Here is a 16,733-nt window from a genome sequence, read left to right as displayed (position 1 = left end):
CTTTCTACACTCCGGCTTTGCCGGAGTAGCGTAAGGAGAAGTTAGCATGATTGAAGTGAAGGATCTCACCAAGGACTACGGTCCTAGACGCGCCATTGATCATCTCAATTTTTCTGTTAACAAAGGTGATGTGGTTGGCTTTTTGGGTCCGAATGGAGCCGGTAAGTCGACGACGATGAAAATCATCACAGGTTTTATGGCGCCAACCAGCGGGCAAGCTTCCGTTGCGGGATTTGATGTCTTTGAAAATCCCTTGGAAGTGAAAAAGCGTATTGGTTATTTGCCGGAGACGCCTCCTGTTTATGGCGACATGTATGTGCGCGATTATCTGCGCTATGTGGCGGCCCTTAAAGAGGTTCCAAAAGATAAAATCGAAAGTTTGGTTAATAACGCCATCGAAAAAACCAATTTGGGCGATGTGCAAAAACGTCTTATCGAGCATTTGTCGAAGGGTTTCAGACAGCGCGTGGGGATTGCTCAGGCCATCGTTTCTGATCCTGAAGTGTTGATCTTGGATGAACCGACTGTCGGTTTGGATCCAAAGCAAGTCGCGGAAATTCGTGATTTGATCAAAGCCTTGAAAGGTCAGCACACGATCATTCTTTCCACGCATATTCTTCCCGAGGTTCAAGCAACTTGTGAAAAGATTGTCATTATCAACCAGGGCAAGATTGTTGCTCAAGACAGTATTCACAGATTGTCGACGATGGAAAAAGGACAAAGTCGTTTGCAGGTTCGCCTGCGCAAAGATGTTTCCGATATGAAGTCCGTGCTTTCGGGAATTCGCGAAGTGATTTCGATTCAAGAGGGTGCGACCCACAAAGAATGGCGCATCGATGTGCAGGGTGGTGATGACATCGTGGATGCCGTGTCTTCATGTTTGGTGACAAAAGGTTTGGGGCTGGTTGAGCTCACGCCAACCAAACTGGATTTGGAAGATGTCTTCATCAAACTTACTTATGGGCAGCAACAAGGTGGTCAAGTATGAGTGGCACATTCACAATCTTTAAGAAAGAACTCAAGGGTTTCGTCTTTGGACCAACTTTTTGGATCATTTGCTTTTTGGTCAGTTTGATCTTTAGTTGGATTTATCCCATTCAACTGAACATGTTCGCGCAACTTCTATTGAACTACGTCATGCAACAGAACGTTCCTGCGAATCAGTTGAACATTCACTATGGTGTCTTTCTTCGCGTGCTTTCATACTTGAACTTGGTTTTGATTTTCGTTGTTCCGGCATTGACCATGAAATTGTTTGCGGAAGAAAAAAAGATGCACACCTTTGATTTGCTTCTGACCTCCCCAGTGACTTCATTCCAAATTGTCATTGGTAAATATTTAGCAGCCTTAGGGGCGATACTGGGACTTGTTCTGGTTGCGCTTTGCTATCCACTGGCCACAGCGGCCTTGGCGAAATTGAACTGGGCACCCTTGTTCATTGCTTTCTTTGGTATCTTTTTGGTTGGGGCCGTTTACGCGGCGATGGATTTGTTCTGTTCTTCGCTGACGGACAACAGCCTGATTGCTTATGTCGCTTCGGTTATATTCAACGTTTCGATCTGGTTTGTGGGAATCGGAGCGGAGGCAGTGGACAGTGCCGTTGCCCGCAAGGTCTTTGAACATGTGTCGTTAAGTTCGCACCTTTCAAGTTTGGTGGAAGGAACTATCCGTACGAATGGATTGATCTTCTTTGCCAGTATCATCGTGTTGTTCTGCTTCTTGGCGGAACGTGTAGTTGAATCCTCTCGCTGGAGATAATGATGAGTAAGCTTGGTAAAATTTCACTTTTGTTTTCTGGTTTGTCGCTCACTTCGATGGTCATCATTCGTTCCATGTTGGGCGACTGGGTCCCTTTTTGTTGGGTGGCTTTAGGTCTTTCAATCTTCTTCCTGGGATTGACCCTTTATTGGGATCGTCGCTTCCTGAAAGAGTTTTTGACGATGAAGACGACCAAAGAGGGAATGAGCATGGGCGTCTTGATTGCCCTGATGCTGGCTCTTTTGATTGTCGTCAACTATTTGGGCGTTAAGCATTATGCAACTTGGGATTTCTCGACAGCGCACACCAATACTTTGGCGGATCAATCGATCAAGCTGGTAAAGTCCCTGGATTCTGATTTGAAAGTTTTGTTCTTTTACAAAAAAGGTGTCGAGGGCAACGAAGACAATCGTCGTATGTTCCGGGAACTGATTAAAAAGTACCAAGACCAAAATCCCCGCGTGCTGCTGGAGTTTGTCGAGGCGAATGAACGTCCGGATCTGGCGAAAGAGTATGGCGTCGACAAAGGCAGTGGTGTGGTGTTCTTGGACTACAAAGGTCGCCGCAACCGTATTGAAAAAATTGATGAACAAGAATTTACCAGTGCGATGGTGAAGGTCACACGCACGCAAAATAAAAATATCTACTTCACGGTCGGTCATGGTGAAAAAAGCCTCGAGGACGCGAAAGAAGGCCTAGGCCTGAATGCATTGAAGGTGATGCTTGAGAATAACCGTTATACGGTTAAGACCTTGCCTTTGATTCAAACGACGAAAGTTCCAGACGATGCCGATGTCGTTGTTGTTGCGGGACCGATTCAAGGATTTCAGGACTTCGAAATCACCGCTTTGGAAGACTATCTAAAGCGTGGAGGAAGTCTGTTTTTGGCGATCGAATCGCAAAATTCTGCGGGATTGGAAAAGCTGGTTAAAAAACTGGGAATTGAATTGCAGAACAACTATGTTGTGAATGTCGTTGAAACTGTTCTTGGTAAAGGTGTGAATCAAGGGCCCACTTCGGCGCCTATTTTTGCGCCAATGAATCAGATCACGAAGGGCTTTGGCCAAAACGAAGTGACGTTGTATCGCTATCCGCAGGCCTTGAAGCACACTCCGGTCGAAGGCATGACAGTGGATGAGCTTGTCAAAACGGCACCAAATTCAGTGGCATTTCCTACGTTGAGTTTAAAGGGTGACGGACCGCAGGGCAGTTATGCTTTGGTCGATGAAGTGACTGGCAAATGGCAGGCAGATGGCAAAGAGTTCCGTGTGATTGTTGCTGGTGACGTCGACTTTATGACCAATCAAATGCTGTATCAAAACCTCAATCGAGATCTGGTTCTGAATTCTGTGGCAGCCTTGGCTAAAGAAGAGAACCTGATCAGCATCACAGCTAAAGAGCCGCAATCGACACAATTGCTTCTGACAGAGACAAAATTCTCTGTTTTCTTGTTCGCTTTCATCATTCCTTTCCCAATTTTACTTTTGGGTGTCAGCATTGGACTGTGGGTTAAAAGGAGAAATGCCTAATGAAACTCAAGGGTCGCTCCATACTTGTCATTGCTCTGTTATTGTTTGGCGGTTACGCGGTCTATGATTATTTTCAGGACAAGAAAAAAGAGGCGAAGTTTTTAGAAGAGTCTCGGTTGATGACTGTGAACTTTGATCAAGTGGATACGGTGGAGATCGAAAAGGCGGGGCAGAAACTTATTTTAAAGCGCTCCGTGGATGGCTGGAATGTTCAAGAGCCTTTGAAGGATCTTGCCGACAATACGGCGGTGGAAGATCTTATTAAGAATTCGGCGACCGAAAAAATCATTGAAATTGTAAAAGATGAAAACAGCGTCAACTGGTCCATGTATGGGCTGGATAAGCCCTTGGGGAAAATCACTTTTAGTACGACAGCCGGGGCAAAGGATTCTTTTGAAATTTCTGAAAAAAGAAACTTCGAAGAAAATGCCTACGCACGCAGAAATAATGAAAGCCGCGTTCTTTTGGTAAACTCTGTATGGCAGAATCGAATTCGTAAAACGGTGATTGATTTCAGAGACCGTCGAGTCCTGCGCCATAATATGGCTTCCATTGACTCTCTTCATCTTAAAAATCAGGCAGGCCTGCTCGATCTTTCTTTGCAAGAGGGCAAATGGATTGTCCCAGCCAAGAAGGCTGTTGTTTTAGATCAGAACAAGGTGCGTGAACTGCTGCAGGGGATTGCGGATGCGAAGGCTGCCGAGTTTATTGAGGGTGCAGCGCCTGTTTTGAAACCCCTTTTTAGCTTGTCTTTGAAGTTGGCTGAAAAGGACTGGAAAGTCGATGTGGGGCAGTCGAAGGATTTGAAAATTTACGCCAAGGTTTCGGAACCGCAGTTTTTTTTAAAGCTTGAGCCGGGGGCGATGGATAAATTGATCAAACTTACGATTGAGGACTTGAAAGAAACCCCTCCTTCGAAAGAGAATAACAGAGTAAGAGATCCATTAGCAGATCAGCGGGCTCAGCTGGCTGAAAAGAAAGATAAGAAGTAATGCCACAGAAGATTGTAGTAAAATCACCCACGCGAGTGGATTTGGCAGGGGGCACATTGGATTTGTGGCCCCTTTATTTGTTTATCAATGGCGCATCCACCGTGAATGTAGCCATTGACGTTTTTACAACTGTCGAACTGACTCCCCATGATGATGAGACTATTGTTCTTGAGTCAGTGGATTTGAAGATGCGCAAGGGCTACACAAATTTGGTAGATGCTCTTCAGGATCCGGATCCAAAAATGGTTTTGCTGCAAACACAGCTTCGCTATTGGATGCCTAAAAAGGGTTTCACTTTAAAAACTTCGTCGGACAGTCCTGTCGGCGGTGGTCTGGGGGGAAGCTCCAGTTTGACGATTGGTTTGATGAAGGCTTTTTCCCAGTTCTGTGAACGACCTTTTAAAGATGTTCATCAAATGGTCCATGTGGCTCACAATATTGAAGCCGAGATTTTGAACACTCCGACGGGAACACAGGATTACTATCCTGCAGCGTCGGGGGGCTTGAATGTTCTTCGTTATGGATATGATGGAATTCACCAGGAAGTTTTGAATGTCACCAATACTCCATTGGCGGAAAAGTTCATGCTTATCTACACAGGCAAGGCCCATCACTCAGGACTTAATAATTTTGAAGTGATGAAGGATTCTGTCACAAAAGATCCAAGCACAATTCAAGCCTTGAAAGATTTGAAAGCAATTGCGATTGAGACGGAACATGCGGTTCGCTCTGGAAATTGGGGCGATCTTGCTGGGCTATTTAGACGTGAATTTGAGGCCCGTGTACGTTTGGCCCCGGAATTTTCAAGTCCTGAGATCTCTCGTTTGGCGGAACTCTCTTTGCAGAACGGGGCTGAGGCTGTTAAAATTTGTGGAGCTGGAGGCGGTGGCTGTGTGTTAGTTTGGTGTCCTCCCGATAAAAAACAAGGAGTGGCAAACGCATGCCAAGAAGCCGGCTTTCAGGTGATGGACGCAAAACCCGTCAATCCTCTGTAAAAAAGAAGACCACTAAGAAAGTCCCTCTTAAAAAAGGGACTTCAAAGGCTGTTGCGAAAAAGGCTGCCGTCAAAGCGAAGGCCAAGAAAGCGGCGCCCGCAAAGTCATCTTTAAAAGCGGCCTCTTCGAAACCTCGGGCCGTGGAGTCGTCCCATGCGGGAGAGGTTCACCGTTTTATTGGTGTCTCTCTTGGTGGGGGTAAAACCGACAAAGCCTGCGTTGCGATCATAGAGTATTACCCCAAGCATAAGAAAGTTTTCCTTTCGCGCTTGGTGGAAAAGATCAAGAGTGATGAGGTTCACTCTGCCGATTACAAAATTCATGAAATCATAGCTCAGTATCACAATGAAATAGATCTCTTGGCCTTTGACGTGCCTTTTCGTTTGCCCCATTGCTTGAATTGTGAAAAGGGCTGTCCTGGCATTGAGGCATGTAAAGAGCCCCATGTGAAGTGGATGTGGGAGTACACGCGCAAACTTCATAAAAGGAAGAAACCGCGCAAGTTGTTCACTCCCTATACTCAGCGCTGTGTTGAGATGTATCTTTCCTCGGAAATTGAAGAGCCGTTTATTTTACAACATGCCATGGGTGCGAACTGTGCCCCCTTGTTGGCTCGTGCGATGTTCATTCAAAAGCGTCTGACTTTCCCATGCATTGAAGTTTTTCCGAAGCTTTCGGTGTGGAGAATCGGCCGTTCGCTTAACGTGATGAAGAGTCATTTGCTTTTCCATAAACACGCCATTGGTGGTGATGAAAGCCGTCGCGCCATTTTAAATGCACTTAGCAGTCACAACGTTGCCTTCGTTTATGACCAAGACGTGAAATTGATGATTGAAAACAATCATGCTTTTGAGTCTTTCATCTGCGCCTTGACCGCATTCCTGCGATTTAAGGGACTGACGGAACCTCGTCCTGCAGGTTTTCCAGAGTCTGAAGACTGGATTGATTTCCCTCTATCTGCGATTAAGTGGAATAGCTTCTGACTGGTCTACACTCCGACTTCGTCGGAGTAGTCTCCTAGATCAAAGTCCTGAGTTCGTTGGTGGTCAGGACCTGGTGCGTAACTCCAGGGGTTTTTGTTTGCCTGCAATACAGTGACATTACACAATTTTAGAACTGAATTAACACCACGGAGGTTTACGTGAAATTTGCTAAGTATGTTGTTATCGCGATGTTGGTATCTGGTGCTGCTCACGCTGCAGGTAAAAAAGGTCTCTTGTCTGAACTTTCAGGCCAAGGTTACGGTTCTGCGGGTTGCGGATTCGGTTCTATCGTGATGGGCCAAGATGGAAATCAAGTATTGGCGGCGACAACGAACGGTACTTCTGGAAGCCAAACTTTCGGTATTTCAACTGGAACTTTGAACTGCCAACAAGATGCAGTTTTCAAATCTGGTAAAGAAGTTCCTGCATTTATCGAAGTGAACAAAGTGGCTTTGGCTAACGACGCTGCTCGTGGACAAGGTGAAACTTTGGCAGGTCTTGCAAATCTTATGAATTGCGATGCTAAAGTAATGGGTTCTTCTTTGAAAAAGAACTACAACAAAATCTTCGTTGAAACAAACATGCAACCAGCTGCTATTGAAGCAAACATCCACCAGGTTGTTGCTTCAAACGGCGCTTGTGGCGCTTAGTTTTTAGATTCAATTTGAATTTAAATGAAAACAAAAAAAACGCAGGGGCTAAAACCACTGCGTTTTTTTATTTCCTTCAATGGGGACACCGGATAGTCTTTCGCGATGAAGCTATTTGGTTTTTCTGTTTTTTTAAGTGCCGTCTTTGTTTTTCAAACATCCGCCCAGGCTTTGGCTGCAGAGGCTGATTTAAATCGGGTGCTAAAATTTGCTGAAGATCAGCAGCTACATAAAGATCGACAGTGGCGGAAGCTCCTTCATTTTGAGACTGATTTCTTCCGCACCACAGAAAGTCAGGTCGACAGTGCCAAGTTTTTCTTTGCTCCCAACGGGAAACAGAACCCTCAGGCTGAGTTGCAAGCTACCATTAAGGCTTTCTTTCACGACGATGAAATTCAAGATTCCTATGAAAAAGCACAGTGTCGCTTCCCAGCTCGTTATCGTTGGCTTAAAAAACATTTAGTTTCTCAGAATATCAAATGGCCGGAAGCACAATGCGAACGTTATCTGGCTTTCGCAAAAGGTCTTAAAGGTCAGTCTGTTTCCCTGGTATTCTCAAGTTACTATCTGAATAATCCTTCGTCGGCTTTTGGTCATACTTTCTTGCGCGTGAACAAGGCGCCTTCGGAAAGAGATGGAAAGCGCTATGAGCTGCTTGATTACGGTTTGAACTACGCCGCGGAAGCAGACACGAACAACGCCTTTCTTTATGGCTTCAAAGGTCTCTTTGGAATGTTTCAGGGGAAATTCAAGGCGATACCTTATTATTTCAAAGTTCGCGAATATAATAATGCTGAATCTCGCGATCTGTGGGAGTACCAGCTTCGCTTAAAACCTGAAGCGGTTGATATGCTGGTGGCTCATGTTTGGGAATTGGGGCCCGGGCAGATCGATTATTGGTATGTCACTGAAAACTGTTCTTACCACATGCTTTCAATTCTAGAGGCCGCAGATCCGTCCGTGGATATACTGTCTAAGTTGGATCAATATGTGATTCCCGCAGACACCGTTCGAGTGCTTTGGAATAAAACGGATTTGGTTGAAAGTTATGTCTATCGTCCATCAATTCGCCAGGTCTTTTTTCAGCGAGAAGCTTTGCTAAGCCCCGAGGAAAGTAAAGAGCTAAAAATTTTGGCGAAGCAAATCAAGATTCAGGATGGTTTCACTTACTCAGAGAATTTCAATAAAATGTCTGCAGCTTCGCAGGCGAAGATATTAGACGCCTTTATTGATTTTATTGACTACCGCTATTCGAAAGAAGTTCAAGAGGCCGGTCGCGAATTTCAGCTGAAAATGCAGGTGCTGGAAAAACGCAGTGGTATTTCAGAAGAGCCTGTCAAAATTTCGATAGACCCCGCGCCAGAAGAACGTCCTCATTTGGCGCATCCATCGGGTCGTTGGGGTGTGGGCTATCGTCATACGACAAGTGACAAAGATTTGGCACTGTTGTCACATCGATTTGCCCTTCATGATCGTCTGGATCCGGCGATTGGTTATCCACGCTATTCATTGATCAGTTTTTTTGACTTGGATTTTTCATATGGAAGCCCTTTTTCGGGAAATAATGAAAAAGAGCTTCAACTGGAAAACTTTGCGGCCTTTGAATTGATTTCTGCCAGTGCGTGGTCGACCTTAATTCCCGATCATTCGTGGAGATTCAAACTAGGGGTGGAGCGTACTTACAACGAGAATTTCTCTCCAACTCAAGAAGCTATTTTGCGAATGGGTGGCGGTTGGACTTTCTTGTTCGGAAAATTAGATGTCAGCGCACAAGTTCTTGGGGAGGCTCACTACGATGGAGCTCACTCCGAAAATAAGATGTGGGTCGGGGCCGGGCCTTTTTTGGAAGCGCATTACCAATGGACCCCTTATTTGTTGTCACAGGCGAGTGTGCAATATCGTCGTGATTCAGCATGGGATATAAAAGACTATTTTAAGTCCACAGTTGAGACTCAATACAGCTTTACGAAGACTTGGGGCCTGCGCGGTGTGTACCGCAATCAGAGATTCCTTGAGGAATATAGCATCCAGTTATTTAATTACTACTAGGGGCTTTCAAGTTCCGGAGGTTGTATGTCTCAGGGTGCTGACTTTCCATATTTGCATGGTTTTTCAAAAGATGAGCAGGAGCGTTTGCGCAAGCAGGCTCGCTTCGGTGAGTACACCGTCTATCAGAATGTGAATTTATCAGGCGTGCAGAAACTTTTGGAAGTCGGCTGCGGGGTGGGCGCGCAGAGTGAGATCATTCTTCGTCGCTTTCCCGAGATCCAGCTGACGGGAATTGATCGCAGTACCAAGCAATTGGCGGCGGCAAAACACCGTCTCAGTCATTTGCCGGGGGCGGAGGGCCGCTTTGAACTGAAGGAAATGGATGCGACCAGCATGGAGTTTTCGGCAAACTCTTTTGATGGTGCCTATCTTTGTTGGATTCTGGAGCATGTTCCAGAACCGATCCGCGTGCTTTCAGAAGTTCGTCGCGTGCTGCGCCCGGGATCGGTGGTCTATGCCACTGAAGTGATGAACGCTTCTTTCTTCCTGGATCCATATTCGCCGAATGTGTGGAAGTACTGGATGGCCTTCAATGAGTACCAACTTGAACAACGGGGCGATCCCTTCGTTGGTGCGAAGCTGGGAAATTTCTTTATGCAGTTGGGTTATCACGATATTCAAACAGAAGTAAAAACCTGGTTCCTGGACAATCGTTATCCTCAAGCACGCAAGGATTGCATCGAGTATTGGGCGGAGCTACTTTTGAGCGCCAGTGAACAGTTGATAAGTGCAAAACTGGTCAGCATAGATGTGGTGAATGGAATGAAGGAAGAAATGGCCAAGGTCGCCAATGACCCGAATGCCGTTTTCTTCTATTCCTTCGTACAAGCCAGCGCGCGCACCTAAAGATGATCTCAAAGGTCGTCTTTGGTGAGCCATCCTTTTTTGTAGATCCACGCAAAGATTGCAACCGCAATTAAGAACATCGCAAGCAAGGTCATGTGATAGCCTTGTTCTATTTTTAGTTCAGGCATGTGTTCGAAGTTCATTCCATAAACACCAGCGATAAAATTCAAAGGAAGGAAGAAAATCGAAACGACCGTTAAGATGCGCATGATTTCGTTGGTTTTATAAGAAGCCTCGTTGGTCTTTTGCGACATCAATGAAAGATGCAGGTTTAAAAGGCCGGTGATATCTTCATAGATGCTGTCTGCATAGAAGGAGTACTTCTCGAGGGGTTCGCGGGTCTCTTCCATATCCTGAAATGCGTGACCTGGAACTGTCTGCAGCTTATTCAGAACATCTGTTGTGAATTTAAATATTTTTTTGAAGACGGAGGTTCTACGCTTGATCAGATATCCTTCGCGTAAGATGTTTCGGCGACGCAAAGTGAAGACCCGACTTTCAATAACCTGTGTTTTCGACTCAACTTCATCGAGGGGTTTGTCATAGGTTGCGATCACTTTGATAAAGAGTGATTTGATCAAACCATCCAAGCTCAATTGCTCGAATGAACACTTCATTTTTTTCTCTTCAATACACTCCAGCGGCATACGATGAATGGTCAGCAAAAAGTCTTTACCAAAGAAAAGGATCAACTTCGTAGAAAGATCCTGCATAGTTCCAGCCTGGTGTTTTGCGGTTACATCATAAAGGCGCAAAATCATGAAGCTGACGGATTCACTGAGAGTCAGAAACTTTGGCAGATGCTCGGAATCCAAAGAGGTCGCCAGTGGCTGAAAAGGAATTTCAAACTCTTCAGCTAAGCGAACAAAATCCTCCTGTGTCGGGGATTCAATATCGGTCCATTTAAAATCTTGCCATTGATGTTCAAATCGCTTCATCATTCAAGTATGACGAAAATTTCGAAGGTACGCCGTACCTTTTTGAAACGCTGTATTTTTTTATGTAGTGCGTTACTTCTTCTGGCGGGATGTCAGAGCTTCTTCTATATGCCGATGAATCAAAAGATATTCGATCCGGCAAAAATCAATATGAAGTACGATGATGTTTTTCTGTCGACCCTGTCTGGAAATAAGATCCATGGTTGGTATTTTCCTTCAACGATGAAGGAGACCAAGGGCACTGTTTTGTTTTTTCACGGTAATGCCGAAAATCTGACTTCGCATTTTTTGATGCTGCGTTGGTTGCCTGATAACGGTTACAACTATTTCATTTTTGATTACCCGGGATATGGCCTGTCGACAGGGAAACCCAATCCACAAAGTACGGTGGAGTCGGGGATTGCTGCAGCGGAGTGGTTGCACGAAAAGAAGGAAAAGCGGCCTCTTATTATATATGGACATAGTCTAGGAGGCGCGATCGCAATGAAGGCGGTAGAGGAAATCAAAGCCTCTATTCCTGTGCGTTGTGTGATCATTGATGGCAGCTTCTCTTCTTATCAAAAGATGTCCCGCCGGGTCTTGAGTCGTCAGTGGTTTACCTGGTGGTTGCAGCCAGTCACCTATGTTTTTGTCAGTGACCAGTATTCTCCAGAACCGATAGATCAGATCTCGCCGATTCCGATGCTTTTCCTTCATGGAACAGATGATCCCGCGGTGGAGCCGGTAAGTTCCCAAGAGATGTTCGCTCAAGCGAAAGCTCCGAAGGAAATTTGGATGATCCCGGGTGGGCATCATGGCGATCTCTATGAATTGAATAACGGTGAGCTGCGTGCGCGGGTTCTCGACTATCTAAAGAATTAGGGCTTAAGAATTAGGGCTCAAGAACTAAATCCATAAAGTTAATTTTTCCAAACTGTCTAAAATGCATACACCCTTCCAGTGGATCATCGCCACTACAGGGGAGGTAGGTGCTTGGCATCTTCTCTGCACAGGATTTCGCGGATTAGAAACCTTTGCAAGGAGTACGTATGAAATGGGGTCGATTGGGCTTGGCCATGATCACTCTTATCCAGTTCCAAACTCTACAAGTTCACGCAGCGAAAGCGTCTGCGGTTCAAGTAAAGATTGGTGACATTGATTCCAGTCTTTTTCCAATTGAAACGTCTCCGTCAACCGGGACTTCGGTTGATGATCTTTTCCCAACGCAACCACGGATTCCAGTAGGCGGCAGTCAGGGTGGCAGCGCTTCTCCTGGTGGTGGCTCGGGTGGCAGCACAGGTGGCTCGCAAAAACCAGGGTCTGGCGCGAATCCTAAAGAGTCAGGCCTTAAAGGTGAATTCCGCTGTAATCTCTTCGAGAACACCGAGACGGCAGATATCCTGAGCGCAGTGAATTCGTTGAATCAAGCTGTGGGATCGCCTTCTTGTGGTGGCAATAGCGGTATCAATGTTCAAGGGGTTCAGGATAACAATAAGAAGATTTCTGATGCTGTGAAGGCCTTGCAAGGTTTCCTTGAAAATCCAGATTCTGTTCAGCCAGAAAATGCTGCGACCATCGTAAATAACGTCGACGTGGCAATTCGCGCCGCCAATTCTTTGGCGACAACATTCGCAAGTACCGATTTGATGAATAAAAACTGCCGCGATCAAATGAGCGGTGGTCAAGTTGCTTTGGCCTTGAACGACATCGTCAACGGTTTGACTCCTTACGCTTTGATGGCAGCAACGATGACGGGCGGAACAGCGGCGATCCCATTCATCGTGGGTGGTTCTGTGATCACCGGGGCTTTGAGCTCTATGAACAAAATCGTGACGGAGAATTCAACGAAGATCAATGATGCGCAAGTTCGTCGCGCAGTTGTTGAGAACACCTGCCAATTCATTCGTCTTGATCAAAAGTATAAATTCCTGATCAAAAACCGTGATGAGCAAGTCAGCAAAATCTCTAAAGAGATCAGTGCTTCACAAAGAACATTCAGTGCTCGCATCAACAGCTTGTCTAAGCCGTTGAATAACCTCGTGAGCAGAAAAAATGCTTTGAGCAATACTTCGTTGGAAATTGACAATGACCTGAGTAATGCAGTCGCACAGTTGTCCATGGACAAAGCCTTCGTGACGAGCACTTCAGATGATATCAAGATTTGCCAAATCGGTATCCAATTGGCATCAATGACTCAAGAGCCAGGTTCCTATGTAAATACGATGCTTGCAAGCGTTGATAAGGCGATGATCGCATACGGTTCAACAAGCATTGCTGAAGCTCGTGCTTTGAAATTCTCAGGCATGATCGCAGTGAATAGCTTGAACCAATTTGCGAATACACAGTTCACAATCAATTCAGATTTCTCTGGTTGCGCGAAAGCGACCAAATCGTTTGTTGAAACTGTTGAGCAATCTGCAGGTTTGGCAAAACGTATCGTGAAATTGGCTCAAGACAAGTTGGATAAAGAGTTGAAGGCAAGTCCTGATTACAACCAATTCCAATCTCACTTGGTAGCATTGAATCAGAAACAACTGCAAGCGGAGCGTGTAACTGGTTCATTGGACAACTTGAAGAAGTATGCAACCAGCTTCACCCAATCTGAAATCGATGCAGAGATGGATCGTCTTCGTGCGGGTCTCTTCGGTCAACGTGTGATGGGAATTAATTCTCCAGTGATGGCTTGGTTCAATTACACTCAAGGTTTGCACCGTTCGTCTGTGACGAAATTCAAAGAAGGTTTGATCAGCGTTCGTAACAAAGCTTATGCAACGACCAAATCGGGTCAGGATCCAATGAACACATCATTGGGAGTCATGTTGGTGAATAGAAAACAGATTGATAAAGATTGGGATGATGCTTACCAGTTAAGACTTTACAATCCGACGACATTGAAACGAGGAACAGTTGAGTACACGAACTCATGCCGTGAACTTCAAGACGTCTGGAATCGCTGGACGGCAGCCGTGGACCATCTTTCCGCATTGGAATCATTCTGTAGCATGATTGAGCCGTACATCTACGACAACCGCCAGGAAGACCGCGTTCTTGTGCAAATGTGCCGTGGTGGTCAAACAGTTCAAGCCGCTTTCGGTGGGACTTATGTAAACGAGTCGACTTTGCAACAGATGAAAAATACTTTGGTGAAAGAGCATACATCTGAGTGGGCGCTTCTTTTGAAGTCTAAAGTTGATGCTTTGGCTTGCCCTCAGCCGTCTCTTTAAGAGCACCAAACTGGGGCAGTGTCAGGAAGTTTGACACCCCCAGATGTCCTTAAAGCTTCTAAATTGTAATAGAAGCAGCATGGTTTCTGCAAATAAGGCCAACAGATGAAGATCGTCTGTTGGCCTTTTCTATTTTTTGCGTTGTTCCTCTCAGCCTGTGCTCCTGGTAGCAAGGATGAGCAGACGTCTGTCACGACCACTTATTCACCTCCAGCACCAACAGTTTCTCAGGAAGGCAATTACTCTGTCGTGCATGGTGCGACAGAAGTGAAGGATATGGTCACGCAATATGACAGCTCTAAAAAAGGCTTGTTCTTGCGTGGTAAAATCAATGTCAGACCAATTGACGGCACAAATCCTTTCGTTGTCGAAGTGGATCTGGAAGGGCAGTCCGATCGCGACGGATTTGTGGTGATGAAGGCCGGTGCGAATCAGCCGGCTTTGCCGCCCGATGTGAAAATGGGTGTTAAGGCGACTTGCTTGGGTAAAGACAATCAGTGCACAAGCTCATTCATTGATATCTACATTCAATATCGTGAGAAAGTTTATCACCATCAGGTAGAGTCGCACGAGACTCCGGCTTACCCAGTTCCTGGGAAAGAACAAGAAAAACCAACAACGCCAACCAAACCGGGTGCAACGGCTCCGACGAAGCCCAGTGTGCCTGCAGCGCCGTCAGAGCCGAAGAAACCAGATACAAAACCAGAAGACAAAAAGACGGATCCTAAAAAAACAGAAGTAAAAACGACGCCGGAAATTCCTGATGGCGAAGATGAAGTTGATGAGGGTGGCGGTGAGCTCGAGGCTAACGGCCGCTACGTGGGTGATATTCAAGGCGATATCGAGAAGATTTTAGAACCGCAAAATTCTGATAAAACAAAAACATCAACGCGATCTAAATTGGATCAGGTGATTGGTCCGGTGACGGCGGGGCGTTTGGAAAAAGCGACGAATCTTTTAGCTTATGAAATCGCAAATCGTCCCGCAGGATTCCATATCGTGAATCCGCAACGTGAAAGATATTTCGGATCCATTGAGTTGGTTTATTTGATCGCTAAAATGGGTGAGTTTACTAAAAAGCTGATTCCAAATTATGCGTTGCCGATCGGAGACCTCTCCAGAAAAACCGGTGGCAAGCTTGGTTCGCACGCTTCTCATCAGAATGGTCTGGATGTTGACATCGCATTCTATTTCCGAGACGCAAAAATTCAGGGCAACTTATTCTCGGCCCTCCAGGCTGGTAAGTCAGGAAAGCCAGTCGTCAGTTGGATGCCTGAAGAGCAGTGGAAGTTGTTTAAGAGTGCCATCAGCACGAAATATGTGGATCGTATTTTTATTCACCAAACTTTGAAGTCAGCGCTATGTCAGATTGCCATTAAGAATGGTGAAATCAAAGAAGGGCAAACAGAAGGCGATGCCTATGAGCTGCTCCGTCGTTTGCGTCCCGAAAAGAATCACTACAATCACTTCCATTTGCGAGTGAAATGCTCAAAAACTCAGGTTCGTTGTCGTCAAATGGCGGATCCAGCCCCGGGAACGGGCTGCTTCTAACCTTGCCAGAATAGTTGCTATCTTTCCAATTCATTGAGAGTATATGCCCATGGCTGACTGGCGTGAACGCAGTGAAATGAATGGTGATGTGGTTTTTTTCCGTTATGTCTCTGAGGGCATGGAGAAGAGTCATGAAGAGGTCTTCTTGTGGGATCTTGACAAAACTTATTTAGATACCACCATCGACTCTTTGTCAGGTCTGCTGACGACGGTTCTGGAAAAAGCTCTGAACAAGAAAAACGTTCCCGGGACTAATTCTCTTTTGCAATCTCTTTCGGAATATCGAAAAGCGCAAAAGGGCTATATGTATTTTCCGATTTACTTTATCACGGCATCGCCTCCGCAGTTGGAAGAGCGAATTTCTGAAAAATTCGCTCTCGATAATATCAGACCGTTTGGTTGTTTCTATAAAGACAACTTAGCCAACATTCGCCCAGGAAGATTTTGGCGTTTGACCAAGCAAGTTGGTTATAAGCTGCAAGCATTGTTGCAGCTGCGCACGCGCTTAGGGGAAAACGTTCGCCAGATCTGTTGGGGAGATGACAGCGAGACAGATGCGATCATCTACAATTTGTATTCGGATATTTGCTCCCGCCGTTTGGGGGCGCACGAGATTCGCACGACATTGGAAAAGCTCAATGTGACGGGTGATCAGGTGGACACAATTCTAGAGCTGCAAGCGAGCATTCCAGAGAACGATCCGGTCGAGAAAATCTATATCAATCTCGCGACGGACACAGACCCTGATTACTATTTGAAATTTGGGCGCAGAACTTTAGCGACTTACAATACTTTCCAAGTGGCATTGGACTTGTTCCAGGATCGCCGCATTGCTTTGGATGGTTTGTACTCTGTGATTCAAGACATGATTTACAACTACGGTTATACGCCTGAAGAGCTCATGAAGAGCTTCGACGAATTCATTCGTCGCGGAGTGCTTGGTCAGGCGGCCTATCTTGAAGTGAGAAATTTCTTTGTTGAAAAAGGATTGCTCTATCCATCCTATGAACCTTCAGTCGCTCCTCTGAAAGAGAAGCTTATTGTTGAAGGGCGCGTTTATGAAATGGAAGGGGCGCATGAACCCTGGATTCCAGAACGCATAGACTATCTTCACGACTATCGCTAGGCGGCTGGTGAGGAGCCGTCGTCAAAATGCAAAAGCCGAAATATTTTCGTCCGTTGTGTGATTCGATCACAGTCTTTAATGGGGTAGATTCGCCCTTTTCATCGGCCACACGT

14 protein-coding genes are annotated in these 16,733 nt (G+C 45.7%); 13 read left to right on the top strand and 1 reads right to left on the bottom strand.

Features of this window, described 5'->3' with window-relative positions; translation table 11 throughout:
* Positions 1 to 46 precede the first annotated feature (46 nt).
* From NWE73_RS16425 to NWE73_RS16385, 9 genes are all read left to right on the top strand, one after another.
* Positions 47 to 988, top strand: coding sequence for an ABC transporter ATP-binding protein (locus NWE73_RS16425; RefSeq protein WP_277579447.1), 942 nt, complete (start codon positions 47 to 49; stop codon positions 986 to 988).
* The gene (locus NWE73_RS16420; RefSeq protein ID WP_277579446.1) at positions 985 to 1,758 is read left to right on the top strand and encodes an ABC transporter permease; all 774 of its coding nucleotides are present in this window, start codon (positions 985 to 987) and stop codon (positions 1,756 to 1,758) included. Before NWE73_RS16425 ends, NWE73_RS16420 begins: the two co-directional genes overlap by 4 nt.
* Positions 1,759 to 1,760: 2 nt before the next feature.
* Entirely contained in the window at positions 1,761 to 3,287 is a 1,527-nt protein-coding gene (locus NWE73_RS16415) for a GldG family protein (RefSeq protein ID WP_277579445.1), read from the top strand.
* Positions 3,287 to 4,279 (top strand): DUF4340 domain-containing protein, encoded by a 993-nt coding sequence (locus tag NWE73_RS16410; protein WP_277579444.1) that lies wholly within the window; start codon positions 3,287 to 3,289, stop codon positions 4,277 to 4,279. The genes NWE73_RS16415 and NWE73_RS16410 overlap by 1 nt, the downstream gene beginning before the upstream one ends.
* Entirely contained in the window at positions 4,279 to 5,274 is a 996-nt protein-coding gene (locus NWE73_RS16405) for a GHMP family kinase ATP-binding protein (protein WP_277579443.1), read from the top strand. Before NWE73_RS16410 ends, NWE73_RS16405 begins: the two co-directional genes overlap by 1 nt.
* Positions 5,220 to 6,257: a DUF429 domain-containing protein gene (locus NWE73_RS16400; protein ID WP_277579442.1), complete on the top strand. Its 1,038-nt coding sequence runs from the start codon at positions 5,220 to 5,222 to the stop codon at positions 6,255 to 6,257. Before NWE73_RS16405 ends, NWE73_RS16400 begins: the two co-directional genes overlap by 55 nt.
* Before the next feature lie 158 nt (positions 6,258 to 6,415).
* Positions 6,416 to 6,907 carry a DUF3015 family protein gene (locus NWE73_RS16395; RefSeq protein WP_277579441.1) on the top strand — a complete coding sequence of 164 codons (492 nt, stop codon included), beginning with the start codon at positions 6,416 to 6,418 and terminating at the stop codon, positions 6,905 to 6,907.
* Between the two features lie 105 nt (positions 6,908 to 7,012).
* A complete protein-coding gene (locus NWE73_RS16390) occupies positions 7,013 to 8,956 on the top strand; it encodes an Lnb N-terminal periplasmic domain-containing protein (protein WP_277579440.1) in 1,944 nt (647 codons plus the stop codon).
* Between the two features lie 24 nt (positions 8,957 to 8,980).
* Positions 8,981 to 9,802, top strand: coding sequence for a class I SAM-dependent methyltransferase (locus NWE73_RS16385; protein WP_277579439.1), 822 nt, complete (start codon positions 8,981 to 8,983; stop codon positions 9,800 to 9,802).
* Between the two features lie 8 nt (positions 9,803 to 9,810).
* On the opposite strand, the gene NWE73_RS16380 is transcribed toward NWE73_RS16385, so the two are convergent.
* Complete coding sequence (locus NWE73_RS16380; protein ID WP_277579438.1) at positions 9,811 to 10,743, bottom strand: CorA family divalent cation transporter; 933 nt, start codon at positions 10,741 to 10,743, stop codon at positions 9,811 to 9,813.
* A 111-nt stretch (positions 10,744 to 10,854) separates the two neighbouring features.
* Between NWE73_RS16380 and NWE73_RS16375 the strand changes: the two genes are divergently transcribed.
* From NWE73_RS16375 to NWE73_RS16360, 4 genes are all read left to right on the top strand, one after another.
* Positions 10,855 to 11,601: an alpha/beta hydrolase gene (locus tag NWE73_RS16375; protein ID WP_277579437.1), complete on the top strand. Its 747-nt coding sequence runs from the start codon at positions 10,855 to 10,857 to the stop codon at positions 11,599 to 11,601.
* 167 nt (positions 11,602 to 11,768) lie between these two features.
* Complete coding sequence (locus NWE73_RS16370) at positions 11,769 to 13,943, top strand: hypothetical protein (protein WP_277579436.1); 2,175 nt, start codon at positions 11,769 to 11,771, stop codon at positions 13,941 to 13,943.
* A 105-nt stretch (positions 13,944 to 14,048) separates the two neighbouring features.
* Positions 14,049 to 15,494, top strand: a complete 1,446-nt coding sequence (locus NWE73_RS16365; protein ID WP_277579435.1) for a penicillin-insensitive murein endopeptidase — start codon at positions 14,049 to 14,051, stop codon at positions 15,492 to 15,494.
* 49 nt (positions 15,495 to 15,543) lie between these two features.
* Complete coding sequence (locus NWE73_RS16360) at positions 15,544 to 16,620, top strand: phosphatase domain-containing protein (protein ID WP_277579434.1); 1,077 nt, start codon at positions 15,544 to 15,546, stop codon at positions 16,618 to 16,620.
* The last annotated feature ends 113 nt before the right edge of the window (positions 16,621 to 16,733 follow it).

Origin of the sequence: Bdellovibrio svalbardensis, from assembly GCF_029531655.1 — a bacterium.
Taxonomy (GTDB): Bacteria; Bdellovibrionota; Bdellovibrionia; order Bdellovibrionales; family Bdellovibrionaceae; genus Bdellovibrio; species Bdellovibrio svalbardensis.
Note: the sequence above shows the minus strand (reverse complement) of the source record. Positions and strands in the feature narration are given on the sequence as shown.